The sequence below is a fragment of the Pseudomonas sp. W4I3 genome, from assembly GCF_030816195.1.
In the GTDB taxonomy this organism is placed as follows: Bacteria; Pseudomonadota; Gammaproteobacteria; order Pseudomonadales; family Pseudomonadaceae; genus Aquipseudomonas.
Map to the genome: position 1 here is coordinate 1,181,236 of NZ_JAUSXS010000001.1, position 18,055 is coordinate 1,199,290.

10 protein-coding genes are annotated in these 18,055 nt (G+C 61.4%); 6 read left to right on the forward strand and 4 right to left on the reverse strand.

The window, feature by feature from the left end; all coding sequences use genetic code 11:
- Window positions 1-69 precede the first annotated feature (69 nt).
- From putP to QF045_RS05260, 4 genes are all read left to right on the forward strand, one after another.
- Window positions 70-1,554, forward strand: a complete 1,485-nt coding sequence (putP, locus tag QF045_RS05245) for a sodium/proline symporter PutP (protein ID WP_306491328.1) — start codon at window positions 70-72, stop codon at window positions 1,552-1,554.
- 209 nt (window positions 1,555-1,763) lie between these two features.
- The gene (gene tssI, locus QF045_RS05250; RefSeq protein WP_306491329.1) at window positions 1,764-3,782 is read left to right on the forward strand and encodes a type VI secretion system tip protein TssI/VgrG; all 2,019 of its coding nucleotides are present in this window, start codon (window positions 1,764-1,766) and stop codon (window positions 3,780-3,782) included.
- Window positions 3,782-4,507 carry a DUF4123 domain-containing protein gene (locus tag QF045_RS05255; RefSeq protein WP_306491330.1) on the forward strand — a complete coding sequence of 242 codons (726 nt, stop codon included), beginning with the start codon at window positions 3,782-3,784 and terminating at the stop codon, window positions 4,505-4,507. The genes tssI and QF045_RS05255 overlap by 1 nt, the downstream gene beginning before the upstream one ends.
- Window positions 4,508-4,586: 79 nt before the next feature.
- Window positions 4,587-5,423 (forward strand): 23S rRNA (adenine(2030)-N(6))-methyltransferase RlmJ, encoded by an 837-nt coding sequence (locus QF045_RS05260; RefSeq protein ID WP_243353223.1) that lies wholly within the window; start codon window positions 4,587-4,589, stop codon window positions 5,421-5,423.
- Window positions 5,424-5,560: 137 nt separating this feature from the next.
- Here the strand turns inward: QF045_RS05260 and msrA are convergent, their stop codons facing one another.
- From msrA to aceE, 4 genes are all read right to left on the reverse strand, one after another.
- Window positions 5,561-6,208, reverse strand: a complete 648-nt coding sequence (gene msrA, locus QF045_RS05265) for a peptide-methionine (S)-S-oxide reductase MsrA (RefSeq protein WP_306491331.1) — start codon at window positions 6,206-6,208, stop codon at window positions 5,561-5,563.
- A 73-nt stretch (window positions 6,209-6,281) separates the two neighbouring features.
- On the reverse strand, window positions 6,282-8,975 hold the full coding sequence (locus QF045_RS05270; protein WP_306491332.1) for a bifunctional diguanylate cyclase/phosphodiesterase: 2,694 nt from the start codon (window positions 8,973-8,975) through the stop codon (window positions 6,282-6,284).
- Between the two features lie 358 nt (window positions 8,976-9,333).
- Complete coding sequence (gene aceF, locus QF045_RS05275) at window positions 9,334-10,986, reverse strand: dihydrolipoyllysine-residue acetyltransferase (protein WP_306491333.1); 1,653 nt, start codon at window positions 10,984-10,986, stop codon at window positions 9,334-9,336.
- A gap of 11 nt (window positions 10,987-10,997) precedes the next feature.
- Entirely contained in the window at window positions 10,998-13,643 is a 2,646-nt protein-coding gene (aceE, locus tag QF045_RS05280; RefSeq protein WP_124384811.1) for a pyruvate dehydrogenase (acetyl-transferring), homodimeric type, read from the reverse strand.
- 383 nt (window positions 13,644-14,026) lie between these two features.
- Between aceE and glnE the strand changes: the two genes are divergently transcribed.
- Both glnE and waaF read left to right on the forward strand, forming a co-directional pair.
- A complete protein-coding gene (glnE, locus tag QF045_RS05285; protein WP_306491334.1) occupies window positions 14,027-16,966 on the forward strand; it encodes a bifunctional [glutamate--ammonia ligase]-adenylyl-L-tyrosine phosphorylase/[glutamate--ammonia-ligase] adenylyltransferase in 2,940 nt (979 codons plus the stop codon).
- A gap of 54 nt (window positions 16,967-17,020) precedes the next feature.
- The gene (gene waaF, locus QF045_RS05290; protein ID WP_306491335.1) at window positions 17,021-18,055 is read left to right on the forward strand and encodes a lipopolysaccharide heptosyltransferase II; all 1,035 of its coding nucleotides are present in this window, start codon (window positions 17,021-17,023) and stop codon (window positions 18,053-18,055) included.

Consider the following 18,055-nt stretch of genomic DNA (forward strand, 5'->3'; position numbering starts at 1 on the left):
ATCCGGTATCAACGGGTAGCGGGGTGACAGACCGTCGCCACATAAAAACAAAGCCAGGGCGTCACTCCTATGAGCGTTAGCAATCCTACCCTGATCACGTTCGTGATCTACATCGCAGCAATGGTGCTGATCGGCCTGATGGCTTATCGCTCCACCAACAATCTTTCCGATTACATCCTGGGCGGTCGCAGCCTCGGTAGCGTGGTGACGGCTTTGTCCGCCGGTGCTTCCGATATGAGCGGCTGGTTGCTGATGGGCCTGCCGGGCGCCATCTACATGTCTGGCTTGTCGGAAAGCTGGATTGCCATCGGCCTGATCGTCGGTGCCTACCTCAATTGGCTGTTCGTGGCCGGCCGCCTGCGCGTGCAGACCGAACACAACGGCGACGCCCTGACCCTGCCGGATTACTTCTCCAGCCGCTTCGAAGATAAAAGCGGCCTGCTGCGGATCATTTCTGCGGTGGTGATCCTGGTGTTCTTCACCATTTACTGCGCCTCCGGCATCGTGGCGGGTGCCCGCCTGTTCGAAAGCACCTTCGGCATGTCCTACGAGACCGCGCTGTGGGCCGGTGCCGCAGCGACTATTGCCTACACCTTTATCGGCGGTTTCCTGGCGGTCAGCTGGACCGACACCGTACAAGCCACGCTGATGATCTTCGCGTTGATCCTGACGCCGATCATCGTATTGCTGGCCACCGGTGGCGTTGACACCACCTTCCTGGCCATCGAAGCCAAGGATCCGACCAGCTTCGACATGCTGAAAAACACCACCTTTATCGGCGTTATCTCGCTGATGGGCTGGGGCCTGGGTTACTTCGGCCAGCCGCACATCCTCGCGCGCTTCATGGCAGCGGATTCGGTGAAATCGATTGCCAAGGCGCGTCGCATCTCCATGACCTGGATGATCCTGTGCCTGGGCGGCACCGTGGCAGTGGGCTTCTTCGGCATCGCTTACTTCTCGGCACACCCGGAAGTGGCAGGCCCAGTGACTGAAAACCCTGAGCGTGTGTTTATCGAACTGGCCAAGATCCTGTTCAACCCATGGGTTGCCGGCGTATTGCTGTCGGCCATTCTGGCGGCCGTCATGAGCACCCTGAGCTGCCAATTGCTGGTGTGCTCCAGCGCCCTGACCGAAGACTTCTACAAGGCTTTCCTGCGCAAGGGCGCCTCCCAGCTTGAGCTGGTGTGGGTCGGTCGCCTGATGGTGCTGCTGGTGGCGTTGATCGCCATCGCCATGGCCGCCAACCCGGAAAACCGCGTACTGGGCCTGGTCAGCTACGCCTGGGCCGGTTTCGGTGCCGCTTTCGGTCCGGTGGTGCTGATTTCGGTGATCTGGAAAAACATGACCCGCAACGGCGCACTGGCCGGCATCCTGGTTGGCGCGATCACTGTGATCGTGTGGAAACACTTCGAGTTGCTGGGCCTGTACGAAATCATCCCAGGCTTCATCTTCGCCAGCCTGGCGATCTACTTCGTCAGCAAGATGGGCGCGCCGACGGCTGGTATGGTCGAGCGCTTTGATGCGGCGGAAAAAGACTACAACCTCAATAAGTAACAGCGCTGGGCGTTGATCGCCCGGTACATGAAAAGAAGGCCCACGTCCTAAGGATGCTGGGCCTTTTTTTATGGAGAGGATCAGCCCCCTGGAGTTCTGAGGATTTCGGCACTGCCGACGTAGGACCTTACTGATTTGCCGGCGCAGCGCTCGAATCGGCAAACGGCTGATGCAGAATCGCTCGTCCACCCTTCGCAGAGAAACACCGGATGTTCGCTCCTGCCAATGAAAGTGCCTTTAACCTGACCCTGGATGGGGAACCTTGTGATCTGAAGGTTCAAGGGTTCATGGGCGATGAATTTATCAGTCTGCCCTTTCGCTTTGACCTTGAGTTGGTCAGCGAGCAGCCCGATCTGGACCTGGACAGCCTACTGCACCGTCAGGCGTTCTTGGGGTTCGATACTCAGGGCCACGGTATTCATGGCCGGGTGTACCGGGTCGCGCAAGGCGATTCGGGTAAGCGGCTGACCCGTTACCAGATCACCCTTGTGCCCCAATTGGCCTATCTGGAGCACAGCACGCACCAACGGATCTTCCAGAACAAGACGGTGCCGCAGATCATTGCACGAGTGTTGGAGGCTCAGGATATTCAGGGTGATACCTTCGTGTTTCGCCTCAGCAGCGACTATCCCGAGCGCGAGTACTGTGTTCAGTTCGACGAAACCGATCTGCAGTTCATCCAGCGCTTGTGCGTTGAATCGGGCATCCACTATCACTTTCAGCACAGTCCCGAGCGTCACCTGTTGGTGTTTGGCGATGACCAGAGTGTGTTTGGCCAACCGGACCAGGTCACACCCTACCTGGCCGGCTCCGGCATGGTGGCTGAAGCGCCTGCGATCAAGCGCTTTATCCTGCGGCTGGAAACCCGTACCGCCGGTGTCAACCTGCGGGCCTACGACTTCAAAAAGCCCAGCCTGGTATTGGAAAGCACAGCTTCCAGCGGGCAACGCCTGCCCTTGGACGAGCAGCGCTATCCTGGAAACTTTACCGATCGCGCACACGGCAAGTACCTGGCGCAGCGCGTGTTGGAGCGCCATCGCAGCGATTTTCGCCAGGCCAGCGGTATCAGCGATCAGCCGGCACTGGTCACCGGGCAATTTCTGAAGATGGCTGGCCACCCGCGTCAGGATTGGAATGACCTGTGGCTGGTGACCCAGTTGCACCATACGGGGCGGCAGCCGCAAGTGCTGGAGGAGTCTGCGCCTGACGTTTATGGGGATGATTTGCCGGCGGGCTATAGCAACGATTTTGTGGTGACGCCTTGGGATGTGCCGTTTCGAACGCCTCTGGTCATGCCCCGGCCGCACCTCGCCGGCTACCAGAACGCGGTGGTCACCGGGCCTGTGGACAGTGAAATCCATTGCGACGAATACGGCCGTGTCAAAGTGCAGATGGCCTGGGATCGCGACGGTGAGCACAACGATCATTCCAGCTGTTGGTTGCGCGTGGCGAGCGGCTGGGCCCATGACCGTTATGGGGCGGTACTGATCCCGCGGGTCGGCATGGAAGTGCTGGTGGGCTTCGTCGATGGCGACATGGACATGCCGCTGGTCATGGGTTGCCTGCCCAACGCGGCAAATCGTTCGCCTCTCGACCTGCCGGCGGACAAGACCCTCAGTATTTTTCGCAGCCAGAGCAGCCCCGGTGGCGGGGGCCACAACGAACTGCGCATCGAGGACCGCAAGGGCGCCGAGGAAATCTACCTGCGTGCCCAGCGCGACTGGACCCAGCACGTGTTGCATGACCAGCATGTGCAGGTCGATCACCAGCGCCGGGTAAAGGTGGGCGGCGAGTCGCACCATGAGTTGCTGGGCGAAGAGCAGCGCATCACCCATGGCAACCGCATGACTGAACTCAAGCAGGATGACCACCTGGTGGTCGGCGGTTCGCAGCATCTGCGTGCTGGTCGTACCCTTCAACTGGCGGCCGGGCAAAGCATCGTCATCGACGCGGGAGCCAGCGTTACGATTCAGGCGGGAGGGCAGTCGATCACGCTCTCGGCGGGCGGCATTTTCAGCAGCGTGCCGATCCAGCTTGGCGGGGCGCCAGCCGTTGCGACGGCGCCATTGAAGCCGGGTTTGAAGGAGGCGGCACTGGCGGCCGTCCCGCTTCCTCTGAGCGCTGTGCAGATAGCGAGCCTGAAACGCAGCGCGCCTTTTTGTGAAGAGTGCGAACGCTGCCGAAATGGGCAGTGCGATATTGCCGAGCATGCAGGGAGTGTTAACTGATGCAGACGTCCATGGACCCCGGCACCTGGCTGGCGCAGTTTCCGCTGCTTGCCGGTGAACGGCTCTTTGCTGTGCTGGGCACTGCCAGCGACGCCAAGCCACTCGCCGCCTGGCAAACCATGACGGCGGGGCCGGCGCCGCGGGCGATTTGGGCCGGTACGGCCTACGCGGCTTGGGCTGAGGTGATGCCTTACGTGGGCGTCGTCGAGCCGGGCAGCGCCTTTCTCGATTGGGTCGCCACTGTGCACGCCGAGGATTGGGGTTGGCTGGCAGTATCCTCCAGCCCTTTGGAAACGGTGATTGCCCACCTGCAAAGCCTGACCCAGGTTTTCATGCCCAATGACCAGGCGGTGTTTTTACGCTTCTGGGATGGCGCTCAGTTTCAGCCGATGTGGCAGCACTTGGGCGATGAGGCAGGGGCGGTGTTGCCGGTGTTTGGGCGTTATTTGATCAATGGCCGGCCGCTGACAGTGACGACTGCCCCGGTGACACCCGCGAAAGCCTGGCCCTGGTGGCGAGTGCCTGAACCGTTGCTCAGGCACCTGGCTGAGCAGTCGCCGCAGGTACTGGTCGACAACCTGCTGCAATGGCTGCAAGAGCAGCGCCCGGACCTGTATGCCGCCTTCACACCGGCCACCTTGCGGCACAAACTCACCTGGCTCGCGCGCAGGCCGGGGATCAGCCATGCGGCGCTGGTCGATTACCTCGCCGCGCAGTTGAGCTGAACACCATCACCACCCGCCATGCGGCCCTGCACCTTTGCGCCGGTAGAAGGTAAACTTCGCCCCCTGCGCAGGAGCAACCATGAATTATCGTCACGCCTTTCACGCCGGCAACCACGCCGATGTCTTCAAACACCTGACCTTGACCCGCCTCATCGCCCTGATGTCGCGCAAGGAGCAGCCGTTCGCCTACCTCGACACCCACGCCGGCATCGGCCTGTACGACCTGCAGGGCGACCAGGCCAATCGCACCGGTGAATACCTGGAAGGCATCGCCCGCCTATGGGGCGCAAACGACCTGCCGCCGCTCACTGCCGATTACATGCGCGTGCTGCACGAGATGAATCCGGATGGCCAGTTACGCTACTACCCAGGCTCGCCGGAACTGGCGCGGCGCCTCACGCGTCCCCAGGACCGTGTATTGCTCAACGAAAAGCACCCGGAAGACGGCGTGTTGCTCAAGGACAACATGAAGGGTGATCGCCGGGTCAAGGTGCACCTTGGCGAAGGCTGGCATGTACCACGCGCCCTGTTGCCGGTGCCGGAAAAACGCGCGCTGATGCTGATCGATCCGCCGTTTGAAAAACTCGACGAAATGCAGCGTTGCGCGGCGTCCCTCAAGGAGGCCGTCAGCCGCATGCGCCAGACGGTCGCGGCGATCTGGTATCCGGTGAAAGACCAGCGCATGTTGCGCCGCTTCTACCAGGACCTGGCCGGCACCGGTGCGCCGAAACTGTTGCGCGTGGAATTGCTGGTGCACCCATTGGATACGCCCAACACCCTGACCGGTTCGGGCCTGGCGATTGCCAACCCGCCGTGGGGCCTGGAAGAAGAGTTGCGTGAATTGCTGCCGTGGTTGTCCAAGCAGCTTGGCCAGACCCAGGGTGGGTGGCAGATGGATTGGCTGATCGCGGAGTAACTCATCTCAAGCCAAACACAGGACCCAATGTGGGAGGGGGCTTGCCCCCGATAGCGGAGTGTCAGTCAGTACATCTGTCACTGATACACCGCCATCGGGAGCAAGCCCCCTCCCACATTTTTGAGCGGTGTCGCCCGTCAGATCGGGCAGGTCACGCCAGTGCCGCCGATGCCGCAGTAACCCTGCGGGTTTTTTGCCAGGTATTGTTGGTGATACGCCTCGGCGAAGTACACCGTTGGCGCCTCTTCGATTTCGGTGGTGATCTCACCCAGGCCGGCCTTCGTCAGCTCTTGCTGATACGCCTGGGCACTGGTTTTGGCCGCCGCCAGTTGCTCCGGCGTAGTGGTGTAGATGACCGAGCGGTATTGGCTACCGATATCGTTACCCTGGCGCATACCCTGGGTCGGGTTGTGCAGTTCCCAGAACATTTTCAACAGGTCTTCGTATTTCACTTTGGCCTGGTCATACACCACCAGCACCACTTCGCTGTGGCCGGTCAGGCCTGAGCAGACTTCTTCGTAGGTCGGGTTCGGCGTGAAGCCGCCGGCGTAGCCCACCACGGTGCTGACCACCCCGTCGCGCTGCCAGAACTTGCGTTCCGCACCCCAGAAGCAGCCGAGACCGAAGATCGCGAAGCCGACGTCGTCGGTGAACGGGCCCAGCAGCGGGTTGCCGTTGACGAAGTGCGTTTCCGGCAGGGCCATTGGGGTTTCACGGCCAGGCAGAGCTTGTTCTTGAGTAGGCAGCACGTTTTTGTTCACCAGAATTTCCGAGCGCAAGACCATGATCAGTCCTCTCGTCAGGTTTGAGTAGCAGTAAATTGTCAGACAGCCAGTGTGCCCGAGTGTTACAGCGCTGTCAGGCGATTGGCCCGCGTGGGTAGCGTTTAAGCTTCTCCAGCAGCTCTGCGCCAGGGATTGGCCGGTCGAACAGGTAGCCCTGGCCCACGTCGCAACGATGCCGGCGCAGGAACGCCAATTGCTCGGCGGTCTCGATGCCCTCGGCCACCACCTTGAGCTTGAGGTTGTGCGCCATGGCAATAACCGCCGAGGTGATTTCCATGTCGTCCTGGTTGTCCGGGATTTCGTGGATAAAGCTGCGATCAATCTTAATGATGTCGATGGGGAATTTTTTCAAGTAGCTCAGCGACGAATAACCGGTGCCGAAGTCGTCCATGGCCAGGGTCAGGCCAAAACTTTTCAATTGGTCCAGCTGCAGGCGCGTGTCTTCGGTGGCCTCCAGCAGCAGGCCTTCGGTCAGCTCCAGCTCCAGCAGATTGGCCGGCAGTTGTTCTTCCTTGAGGATGGTGGCAATCGAGGCCACCAGGTCCGGGTCGGAAAACTGCTTGGGCGAGAGGTTGATCGCCACCTGCAGATTGCCCAGGCCCGCCGCCGTCAACTGCCGGCTCATGCGGCAGGCCTGGCGTGCGATCCATTTGCCGATGGGGATGATCAAGCCGGTTTCTTCGGCCACGCTGATGAACTGATCGGGGCGGATCATGCCCTTTTCCGGGTGGTTCCAGCGCAGCAGCGCTTCCATGCCCAGCAGACGGCCACTGCGCAGGCACAGCTTGGGCTGGTAGAACACGTCCAGCTCGTTCTGGGTGAGGGCGCGGCGCAGGTTGTTTTCCACAAACAGCTTATAGCTCGCCTCGGCATTCAGGGCTTCGGTAAACACCTGCACCTGGTGTTTGCCGTTGGCCTTGGCCTTGTGCAAGGCCAGCCCGGCGTTGCGCATCAGGGTTTGCGGGTCGCGCCCGTGCAGCGGCGCGCAGGCCAGGCCCACGGAGCCGGTCACGCTGATCAATTGGTTGTCGACGAACATCGGCTTGTCGAGGGTGGCAAGCAACTGGCTGGCCACCTGCTGGCCGGTCTCCAGGTCGGTATCGTCCAGCAGCACCGCAAACTCGTTACTGGCAAAGCGCGCCAGGCTGCCGCCGCTGCTCAAACTGTTGCGCAGACGACGGGCCAGGCTGATCAGCAGCTTGTCACCGGTCTGGTGGCCGAGGCTGTCGTTGATCCGCTTGAAGTTGTCTATGTCCACCAGCAGCAGGCTGATCGGGCTGTCGCTGTCGCGGGCAAAGCGCTCGTCGAGGTTGCGGATGAAGGCCGGACGGTTGCCCAGGTTGGTCAGGTTGTCGGTGTAGGCCAGGCGTTCGATGCGCTGTTGCGCCAGCTTGGTCTGGGTGATGTCTTCGTAAATGCCGATGTAGTGGGTCAACTCACGGTTGTCGCCATACACCTTGGAAATCGACAGCTGGCCCCAGTAGGGTTCCAGGTTTTTGCGCCGGCTTTTGAACTCACCTTGCCAGCTGTTGCTCTTGGCCAGGCTCGACGGCGCATCGAACAGCAACTCGCTGAGGTTCTCCAGGGCCGGCAATTGCGCCAGGCGGTGGCCGTGCACCTCTTCGGCGCTGTATTGGGTAATCGCGGTAAAGCTGGGGTTGACGTACTCCACCACACCATCGCAATTGACCAGCAGAAAGGCGTTGGCGCTCTGTTCCACCGCACGCTGGAACAGGTGCAGGGCGCTGGTGGCGGTGCGTCGGTTGTGGTTGTTGATCACTTGGGCGAACTGGTCTGCCAGCTCGCCGGCAAAGGCGATTTCATCGGATTGCCAGGCACGCGCACTGCCGCTTTGTTCAAGGCACAGCACGCCGACGACCTGGCCATCCACCCGGATGCTCGCGTCGAGCATGGCGTGAACGTCCTTGGCGAGTAGGCTTTCGGCCATCTCCCGGGTGCGCGGGTCGCGCATGGCATTGGTGGCATCGATCGCGCGGCTGCTGTGCAAGGCCTCAAGGTAATCGGGGAAGCAACCGGCGTCGATCGCTTCAGGCAAATGGTGCTGTTGGTCGGCGCGGTGATAGGCCGAAATCGGCACCAGGCGCTGACCTTCCAGGTTCCAGATACTGGCGCAGTCGATCTGATAGATATCGCAGGCGCTGCGGGTGATCAGTTCAGCGGCTTCCTGCAGTGAGTTGGGCGTGGTGTAGCGTTGACGGGCCAGCAGCAGAATCAGCTCCTGCTGGGCGCGTACCCGCTCCAGGTGCTGCAGCTGTTCCTGCTGTGCGCGCTGGTTGAGTTCCAGGGCGATTTGCAGGCGGCTGTTCTGGTTTTCCAGATCGGCGGTCGGCACCGTGGCGGGAATTTCGCTGAACAGGCCATCGACCGCCATCAGGTAGCCGCGCAGCAAATGACGGTTGTGTTGTTTGTAGGCCTCGCCCATTTCCAGGAGGCTCAGCGGGCCATCGTTGGTGTGCAGGGTGTAACGCACTAGATAGTGGGGGCTGTGGGCCAGTTGCTGCTGGATCGCGTCGTGCAGTTGATAGCGCGCCTGGGGCTCCATCAGGCTGGCGTATGGCGTGCCGATCAGGGCGCAGAGTTCGACCGCCGGCAGGCCGAATTGACGCTCGCAATTGGGGTCGAGGTAGAGCAGTGCCCAACTTGCCTCATTAAGCCGCTCGAAACGCAGCATACCGAGGCGCGAAGGCACCGGTAACTGCGTCACTACCTCGGTCGCCATTCGGGCAACATCGGGTTGGCTTTTCATGGGGGAGACTCGCTTGGGAAAATGCGCACGGCGCCGGGCTCACGCCCTCTTTACGGTTACCTGCGGCAAGGTTGCATCATGCGGCACGCACTGACAAGAGAGGATGAAGGCTAAGTGCTATAACGTTGTTATCGGCCGCGCGGGGGATTTCTGTAGGAGCGAGCTTGCTCGCGAAGATCGTCAACGATAACGCAGGTCTTCTGGATAAACGCAGTGCCCCGGAGTTTTTCGCGAGCAAGCTCGCTCCTACAAAGGTCAGCGCAAAAAAAGCCCCGCCAAGTGGCGGGGTTGAGGTACGAGCGTGGCACTCGGAAATCGATACGGCAAGGGCCTCCCGGTAAGGGGAGGCCGCTGCGGCTTACAGCAGGATGGTGCGGATGTCGTTCAGCAGCTGGCTCAGGCGCTGGGTGAAGCGTGCCGCCGCGGCGCCGTTGATCACGCGGTGATCGTAGGACAGCGACAGTGGCAGCATCAGCTTCGGCTGGAACGCCTTACCGTCCCAGACCGGTTGGATAGTTGCCTTGGACACGCCCAGGATCGCCACTTCCGGCGCGTTGACGATTGGCGTGAAGCCAGTGCCGCCAATGTGCCCAAGGCTGGAGATGGTGAAGCACGCGCCCTGCATGTCGTCCGGGGTGAGCTTCTTGTCGCGGGCCTTGGCGGCCAGCGCAGCAGCCTCGGCGGCCAGTTGCAGCAGGCTCTTCTGGTCGACGTTCTTGATGACCGGTACCAGCAGGCCGTCAGGCGTGTCGACGGCAAAGCCGATGTTCACGTATTTCTTGCGAATGATCGCTTTGCCGCTTGGCGCCAGCGAGCTGTTGAAGTCCGGCAGTTCCTTGAGCAGGTGCGCACAGGCCTTGAGCAGCAGGGGCAGCACGGTCAGTTTCACACCGGCTTTCTCGGCCACGGCTTTCTGTGCAACGCGGAACGCTTCCAGGTCGGTGATATCGGCCTGGTCGAACTGAGTCACGTGCGGGATGTTCAGCCAGCTCGCGTGCAGACCTGCCGCGCCGATCTGCATCAGGCGGGTCATCGGCACTTCTTCGATTTCGCCGAAACGGCTGAAATCCACAGTGCGGATCGGCGGAATGCCCGAGCCGCCGGTAGCGCCGCCAGCAGCTGGCGCTTCCTTGGCCTTCTGCATCATGGCTTTGACGTAAGCCTGCACGTCTTCTTTCAGCACGCGGCCGTGGGGACCACTGGCCGAGACGGCGCTCAGTTCGACGCCGAATTCACGGGCCAGCTGACGCACGGCAGGGCCGGCATGCACCTTGGCACCGCTTGGCGCAGGCGCGGCAGCGGCTGGAGCCGGTGCAGCCTCGGCTTTTGCAGCAGGAGCTGGTGCAGCAGCAGCGGCCGGTGCCGCTTCAGCCTTAGCCGCAGCCGGAGCGGCGGCAGGTGCTGGAGCAGCAGGCGCAGCGCCCTGTACTTTCAGCTTGAGAATGAAATCGCCAGTGCCGACTTCGTCTTCCAGCTTGACCGCAATGCTTTCCACCACGCCGGCAGCCGGCGATGGGATTTCCATGGAGGCCTTGTCGGACTCCAGTGTGATCAGCGACTGGTCGGCTTCGACGGTGTCGCCCACCTTGACCAGCAACTCGATAATCTTGGCCTTGCCCGACGAGCCGATGTCCGGAACGTGGATGTCCTGGACGGTGGCGGCGGCAGGTGCGGCGGCCGGGGCTGGAGCAGCCTCGGCAGCAGCGGCAGGCTTTTCAGCAGCAGGCGCAGGCGCAGCGGCGGCCGGAGCGGCAGCCGCAGGGGCTGCATCGGCAGCACCTTCGATTTCCAGCTCCAGCAGTTCGTCGCCTTCTTTCAGGCGGTCGCCCAGCTTCACTTTCAGGCTTTTGACCACGCCGGCCTTGGGAGCAGGGATTTCCATGCTCGCCTTGTCCGACTCCAGGGTCAGGATGCTCTGGTCGGCTTCGACGGTGTCGCCGACCTTCACAAACAGCTCGATTACTTCACCTTCACCGCTGCCGATGTCAGGTACGCGAATGAGTTCGCTCACAAAAAATCTCCTCAGCAGTCCAGTGGGTTGCGTTTTTCCGGGTTGATCCCGAACTTGACGATGGCGTCAGCCACCACCTTGGGTTCGATCTCACCACGGTCAGCCAAGGCTTCCAGGGCTGCCAACACCACGAAGTGACGGTCGACTTCGAAGAAGTGACGCAGCTTCTTGCGGCTGTCACTGCGGCCGAAACCGTCGGTGCCCAGGACTTTGAATTCCTTGGACGGGACCCACTGGCGAATTTGTTCAGCAAACAGTTTCATGTAGTCGGTAGAGGCGATGACTGGACCTTTACGGCCGGCCAGGCACTCTTCGACGTAGCTCTTGGCTGGCTTCTGGCCAGGGTGCAGACGGTTGCTGCGCTCCACGGCCAGGCCGTCGCGACGCAGTTCGTTGAAGCTGGTAACGCTCCACACGTCGGCGCCCACGTTGAATTCGTCACGCAGGATCTTCGCCGCTTCACGCACTTCGCGCAGGATGGTGCCGGAGCCCATCAGTTGTACGTGGTGCGCTGCTTCCTTGGTGTCTTCTTCGAGCAGGTACATGCCCTTGATGATGCCTTCTTCCACGCCGGCCGGCATGGCTGGCTGCTGGTAGGACTCGTTCATCACGGTGATGTAGTAGAAGACGTCCTGCTGCTCTTCGGTCATCTTCTTCATGCCGTCCTGGATGATCACCGCCAGCTCATAGCCGTAGGTTGGATCGAAGGTGCGGCAGTTAGGGATGGTGGCAGCCAGGATGTGGCTGTGACCGTCTTCGTGTTGCAGGCCTTCGCCGTTGAGCGTGGTACGGCCGGCGGTACCGCCGATCAGGAAACCACGGGTACGGCTGTCGCCTGCTGCCCAAGCCAGGTCGCCAATGCGTTGGAAGCCGAACATCGAGTAGAAGATGTAGAACGGCAGCATCGGCTGGTTGTGGCTGGAGTACGAAGTACCGGCAGCGATGAAGGAGCTCATGGCGCCCGCTTCGTTGATGCCTTCTTCGAGGATCTGGCCCTTCTTGTCTTCCTTGTAGAACATCACCTGGTCTTTATCGACTGGCTCGTAGAGCTGACCGACGGAGGAGTAGATGCCCAACTGACGGAACATGCCTTCCATACCGAAGGTACGGGCTTCGTCCGGGATGATCGGGACGATGCGTGGGCCGATGTCCTTGTCCTTGACCAGCTGCGCGAGGATCCGCACGAAGGCCATGGTGGTGGAAATTTCACGGTCGCCCGAGCCGTCAAGGATAGCCTTGAGGGTGCTCAGGTCCGGCGTCGGGACGCTGAAGCTGTTGGCGCGGCGCTGGGGTACGAAACCGCCCAGTGCGGAACGGCGCTCGGCCAGGTAACGGGCTTCGGCGCTGTTTGGCTCCGGCTTGAAGAACGGCAGGTTTTCCAGCTCTTCGTCCTTGACCGGGATGTCGAAGCGGTCGCGGAACAACTTCAGGCTGTCGACATCGACTTTCTTGGTGTTGTGCGCGGTGTTCTTCGCTTCGCCGGCACCGGTGCCATAACCCTTGATGGTCTTGGCCAGGATGACGGTAGGCTGTTCCTTGTGGTTGACCGCTTCGTGGTACGCCGCGTAGACCTTGTACGGGTCGTGGCCGCCACGGTTGAGCTTCCAGATCTCGTCGTCGGACAGGTCGGCAACCATCGCCTTGAGTTCAGGCGTGTTGAAGAAATGTTCACGCACGAACGCGCCGTCTTTGGCCTTGTAGTTCTGGTACTCGCCGTCGATGACTTCGTCCATGCGACGTTGCAGGATACCGTCGACGTCCTTGGCCAGCAGTGGGTCCCAGAAACGGCCCCAGATGACTTTGGTCACATTCCAGTGGGCACCGCGGAACACGCCTTCGAGTTCCTGGATGATCTTGCCGTTGCCGCGAACCGGGCCGTCGAGGCGCTGCAGGTTGCAGTTGATGACGAAGATCAGGTTGTCCAGCTTCTCGCGGCCGGCCAGGGAGATGGCGCCCAGGGATTCCGGCTCGTCGCACTCGCCGTCGCCCAGGAAACACCAGACTTTCTGCTTGCCTTCAGGGATGAAGCCACGGGCTTCCAGGTACTTCATGAAGCGTGCCTGGTAGATCGCCTGGATCGGGCCCAGACCCATGGAAACGGTCGGGAACTGCCAGAAGTCAGGCATCAGCCAAGGGTGCGGATAGGACGACAAGCCGCCACCGTCCACTTCCTGGCGGAAGTTGTTCATCTGGTCTTCGGTGATGCGACCTTCCATGAACGCGCGGGCGTAGACGCCTGGCGAGGTGTGACCCTGGAAGTAAATCAGGTCGCCGCCGTGTTCGTCGGTCGGGGCCTGGAAGAAGTAGTTGAAGCCGATGTCATACAGGGTTGCGCTGGAAGCGAAGCTGGAGATGTGACCGCCCAGGTCCGAATCTTTCAAGTTCGTGCGCATTACCATCGCCATGGCGTTCCAGCGTACCAGCGAGCGAATGCGGCGTTCCATGAACAGGTCGCCAGGCATGCGTGCTTCGTGGGTAACGGGGATGGTGTTGCGGTATGGCGTGGTGATGGCGTAAGGCAACTGCGAGCCGCTGCGGGTCGCGAGTTCGCCCATACGGGTCATCAGGTAGTGAGCACGGTCTTCGCCTTCTTTGTCGAGAACCGATTCCAGGGCGTCCAGCCATTCCTGGGTTTCGACGGGATCGAGGTCTTGCATGGCTTGCTCCAGGGCGGAAAGGCTACCAGAATCGGTTGCCTGAAGTTTGCGACTGGCCTTGTGGGCAGACGACATAAATTCTTGGATGGCCGAAGGTTGCTTCGGCGTCCTGTAGTTTTACTACAAATCGTCGGCCATTTCAGCCTTTCGAATGTATATACGAGTAGTAAAACTACACAAGACTGAGCGTATGGCTCGGTCTGGCTGGTGAGCATAATCGTTATTGTTGGTCTATTGCGAACAAGAAAAGGTGAAAGTTTGATGTTGCCTGCCAAGATTAATTTAATTTCAGCTATTTCTAACTTTTGTTCGACAGTCCTTCATCGAGCATGGCTCCTGGGTTCACAACTACACGCCATTTACCCGCCGATAAAGGATAGACCATGAGCCTTCCAGTGCTGGCCGAACTACCGGCCATTCTCCTGCCTTACGCCAGCCGGGCCGAGCAGTCATTTCGTGACGCCGTGGCCGCGCTGGATGACGATCATGGCCTTTCTGAGTGGACGCCGCAACGGTGGGCCGACTTCGCGCGGGTGTGCGCCGCCAGTGATTTCGTGATTGAACAGAGCGTTCGTGACCCTTTGATGTTGCTTGAACTGGTGGCCTGGGGCGAGCTGGACCGAGGCTTTGCGCCGGATGAGTTGTGCAGGCAGATCGCCGGTGCCGTGCAGCAAGCCGAAACGGAAGACGACATGGGCCGCATGCTGCGCCGCCAGCGTACGCGCCAGCAGGTGCGCATCATCTGGCGCGACCTGACCCGCCAGGCCGATTTGGTGCAAACCTGCCGCGACCTGTCCGACATGGCCGACGCCTGCATCGACCAGGCCTACCAGTGGCTGTACCAGCGCCATTGCGTGCAGTTCGGCACGCCGACCGGGCGGCGCAGCGGTGAGGCGCAGCACATGGTGATCCTCGGCATGGGCAAGCTCGGTGCGGTGGAGCTGAACCTGTCGTCGGACATCGACCTGATCTTCGCCTACCCCGAAGGCGGCGAGACAGTGGGGGTCAAGCGCTCGCTGGATAACCAGGAATTTTTCATTCGTCTTGGTCAAAAATTGATCAAGGCTCTCGACCCGATGACGGTCGACGGTTTCGTTTTCCGTGTCGACATGCGCCTGCGCCCCTACGGATCGGCCGGCGCGCTGGTGCTGAGCTTCAACGCGCTGGAGCAGTACTACCAGGACCAGGGGCGCGACTGGGAACGTTACGCCATGATCAAGGCTCGCGTCGTCGCCGGTGACCAAGTGGCCGGCGCGCAATTGCTCGACATGCTGCGCCCGTTCGTCTACCGCCGTTACCTGGACTTCTCCGCCATCGAAGCGCTGCGCACCATGAAGCAGTTGATTCAGCAGGAAGTGCGACGCAAGGGCATGGCCGACAATATCAAGCTGGGTTCGGGTGGTATTCGCGAGGTGGAGTTCATCGCCCAGGCGTTTCAGCTGATCCACGGCGGGCGTGATCTGAGCCTGCAGCAACGTCCTCTATTGAAAGTACTCGGCACGCTGGAAGGCCAGGGCTATTTGCCGGCCGTCGTGATCAGCGAGTTGCGCAATGGCTACGAGTTTTTGCGCTACACCGAACACGCGATCCAGGCGATCGCCGACCGCCAGACCCAAATGCTCCCGGACACCCCGGAAGATCAGGCGCGTATTGCCTTTATGCTGGGTTTTGCCGATTGGGCCGCGTTCCACGAGCGCCTGATGTATTGGCGGGGTCGGGTGGACTGGCACTTCCGTCAGGTGATTGCCGATCCCGATGAAGAGGAAGGCGAAGAAAGCGAACTGGTCGTCGGCGGGGAATGGTTGCCGCTGTGGGAAGAATCCCAGGATGACGACGCCGCTTGCCGCCAGCTGAGCGAAGGCGGGTTTACCGATGCGCCCAAGGCCCTCAAAGCCCTGGCTGGCCTGCGCGGCAGCCCGCAACTGCGCGCCATGCAGCGTCTGGGTCGCGAGCGGCTGGATGCGTTTATTCCACGCTTGCTGGCCCAGGCGGTCGAGCACGCCAACCCGGACCTGGTGCTGGAGCGCGTATTGCCGCTGGTCGAGGCCGTCGCCCGCCGTTCGGCGTACCTGGTGCTGCTCACCGAAAACCCTGACGCCCTGCGCCGTCTGCTGACCCTCTGCGCCGCGAGCCCGTGGATCGCCGAGCAGATCACGCGCTTTCCGCTGTTGCTCGATGAACTGCTCAACGAAGGGCGGCTGTTCAAGCCACCGTTGGCGCCGGAGCTGGCTGCCGAGTTGCGCGAGCGCCTCACGCGTATCCCGGAAGACGACCTGGAGCAGCAAATGGAAGCCCTGCGCCATTTCAAGTTGGCGCACCGCCTGCGCGTAGCCGCGTCGGAAATCGCCGGCAGCCTGCCGTTGATGAAAGTCAGCGACTACCTCACCTGGCTGGCCGAAGCCATTCTCGAACAGGTGCTGGCCCTGGCCTGGCGTCAGACCGTTGCCCGTTACGGTTCGCCGCAACGGCCGGATGGCAGCCTGTGCGATCCTGGGTTCATTATTGTCGGTTATGGGAAAGTCGGCGGGATCGAACTGGGGCATGGTTCGGACCTGGACCTGGTGTTTATCCACGATGGCGACCCGCACGCCGAGACCGACGGCGCCAAGCCGATCGACGGTGCGCAGTTCTTCACGCGTCTGGGCCAGCGCATCATTCACTTGCTGACCACCCAGACCAACTCGGGCCAGTTGTATGAAGTGGACATGCGCCTGCGACCTTCAGGTGCGTCCGGCTTGCTGGTGAGTTCGCTGGGCGCGTTCGACCGCTATCAGCAAAATGAAGCCTGGACCTGGGAACATCAGGCGCTGATTCGCGCACGCGTGTTGGTCGGCAGCCAGGATGTGGGCCATGCGTTCGAGCAGGTGCGCGCTAGAGTATTGGGACGTGAACGGGACTTGACCAAGCTGCGCCAAGAGGTCAGCGAGATGCGCGCCAAGATGCGTGACAACCTGGGGACCAAGAGCACAGCGGCCGGTATGGGCGCCAATGCCTTCGAAGCCACGGCGCTGTTCGACCTCAAGCAGGACGCCGGAGGTATCGTCGATATTGAATTTATGGTGCAATACGCGGCTTTGGCGTGGTCTGCGCAACATCCATCGTTGCTGCGCTATACCGACAATATCCGCATTCTGGAGGGTCTGGAGCAGGTCGGGCTGATGCCCGCCGCCGATGCCCATTTGTTGCGTGAGGTGTATAAGGCGTACCGCTCCGCCGCACACCGCCAAGCCTTGCAGAACGAGGCGGGTACGGTGGCCGGGGACCAGTTCGCCGACGAACGGCGTCAGGTGATGCGAATCTGGCAGGCGCTGGGTTTGAGCTGAAACACTATTAGGGCGGGGAGGCATAAGCCTCCCCGCATCGTTTGTGGAAACTACATGAATATTCTGATCGTTGGGCCCAGTTGGGTCGGTGACATGGTGATGGCCCAGACACTGTTCCAGTGCCTGCGGCTGCGCTATCCAGACTGCCAGATCGACGTGCTTGCCCCTGAGTGGAGCCGGCCGATCCTTGAGCGCATGCCACAAGTGCGCAAGGCCTTGAGCTTTCCGCTCGGCCACGGCGCGCTGGAATTGGCGACCCGCCGTCGCATCGGCAAAGCCATGGCTGGCCAGTACGACCAGGCGATCCTGCTGCCCAACTCGCTGAAGTCGGCGCTGGTGCCGTTTTTTGCCGGTATTCCCAAGCGTACCGGCTGGCGCGGCGAGTTTCGTTACGTGCTGCTCAACGATGTACGCACCCTGGACAAGGCGCGCTACCCGCTGATGATCGAGCGCTTCATGGCCCTGGCTTATGAGCCCGGCGCCGAGCTGCCGACGCCGTACCCGCGCCCCAGTTTGCAGATCGACCCGCTGACCCGCGAGGCGGCGTTGGCCAAGTTCGACCTGACCCTGGACCGCCCGGTATTGGCGCTGTGCCCGGGCGCCGAATTCGGCGAATCCAAGCGCTGGCCGTCGGAGCACTACGCCAAAGTCGCCGAGACCAAGATCCGCGAAGGCTGGCAGGTGTGGCTGTTTGGCTCGAAAAACGATCACTCGGTGGGTGAAGATATTCGCCAGCGCCTGATTCCTGGCCTGCGCGAAGAAGCGGTGAACCTCAGTGGCGAGACGTCCCTGGCCGAGGCCATCGACTTGCTGTCATGCGCCGACGCGGTGGTGTCCAACGACTCAGGTTTAATGCACGTCGCCGCCGCGCTGAACCGTCCGTTGGTGGCGGTGTACGGCTCGACGTCCCCAGGTTTCACCCCACCCCTGGCCGATCAGGTGGAAGTGGTGCGCCTGGGCATTGAGTGCAGCCCCTGTTTTGACCGCACCTGCCGTTTCGGCCATTACAACTGCCTGCGCCAATTACTGCCGCAGCCGGTAACCGATGCCGTGCAGCGGTTGCAGGGCGACGTGGTCGAGGTTCACTGA

What these genes read in the sequence shown, in the direction of transcription:
- putP (WP_306491328.1), top strand. Translation starts at nt 70, where the DNA reads ATGAGCGTTAGCAATCCTACCCTGATCACGTTCGTGATCTACATCGCA.
- tssI (WP_306491329.1), top strand. Translation starts at nt 1,764, where the DNA reads ATGTTCGCTCCTGCCAATGAAAGTGCCTTTAACCTGACCCTGGATGGG.
- QF045_RS05255 (WP_306491330.1), top strand. Translation starts at nt 3,782, where the DNA reads ATGCAGACGTCCATGGACCCCGGCACCTGGCTGGCGCAGTTTCCGCTG.
- QF045_RS05260 (WP_243353223.1), top strand. Translation starts at nt 4,587, where the DNA reads ATGAATTATCGTCACGCCTTTCACGCCGGCAACCACGCCGATGTCTTC.
- msrA (WP_306491331.1), bottom strand. Translation starts at nt 6,208, where the DNA reads ATGGTCTTGCGCTCGGAAATTCTGGTGAACAAAAACGTGCTGCCTACT.
- QF045_RS05270 (WP_306491332.1), bottom strand. Translation starts at nt 8,975, where the DNA reads ATGAAAAGCCAACCCGATGTTGCCCGAATGGCGACCGAGGTAGTGACG.
- aceE (WP_124384811.1), bottom strand. Translation starts at nt 13,643, where the DNA reads ATGCAAGACCTCGATCCCGTCGAAACCCAGGAATGGCTGGACGCCCTG.
- glnE (WP_306491334.1), top strand. Translation starts at nt 14,027, where the DNA reads ATGAGCCTTCCAGTGCTGGCCGAACTACCGGCCATTCTCCTGCCTTAC.
- waaF (WP_306491335.1), top strand. Translation starts at nt 17,021, where the DNA reads ATGAATATTCTGATCGTTGGGCCCAGTTGGGTCGGTGACATGGTGATG.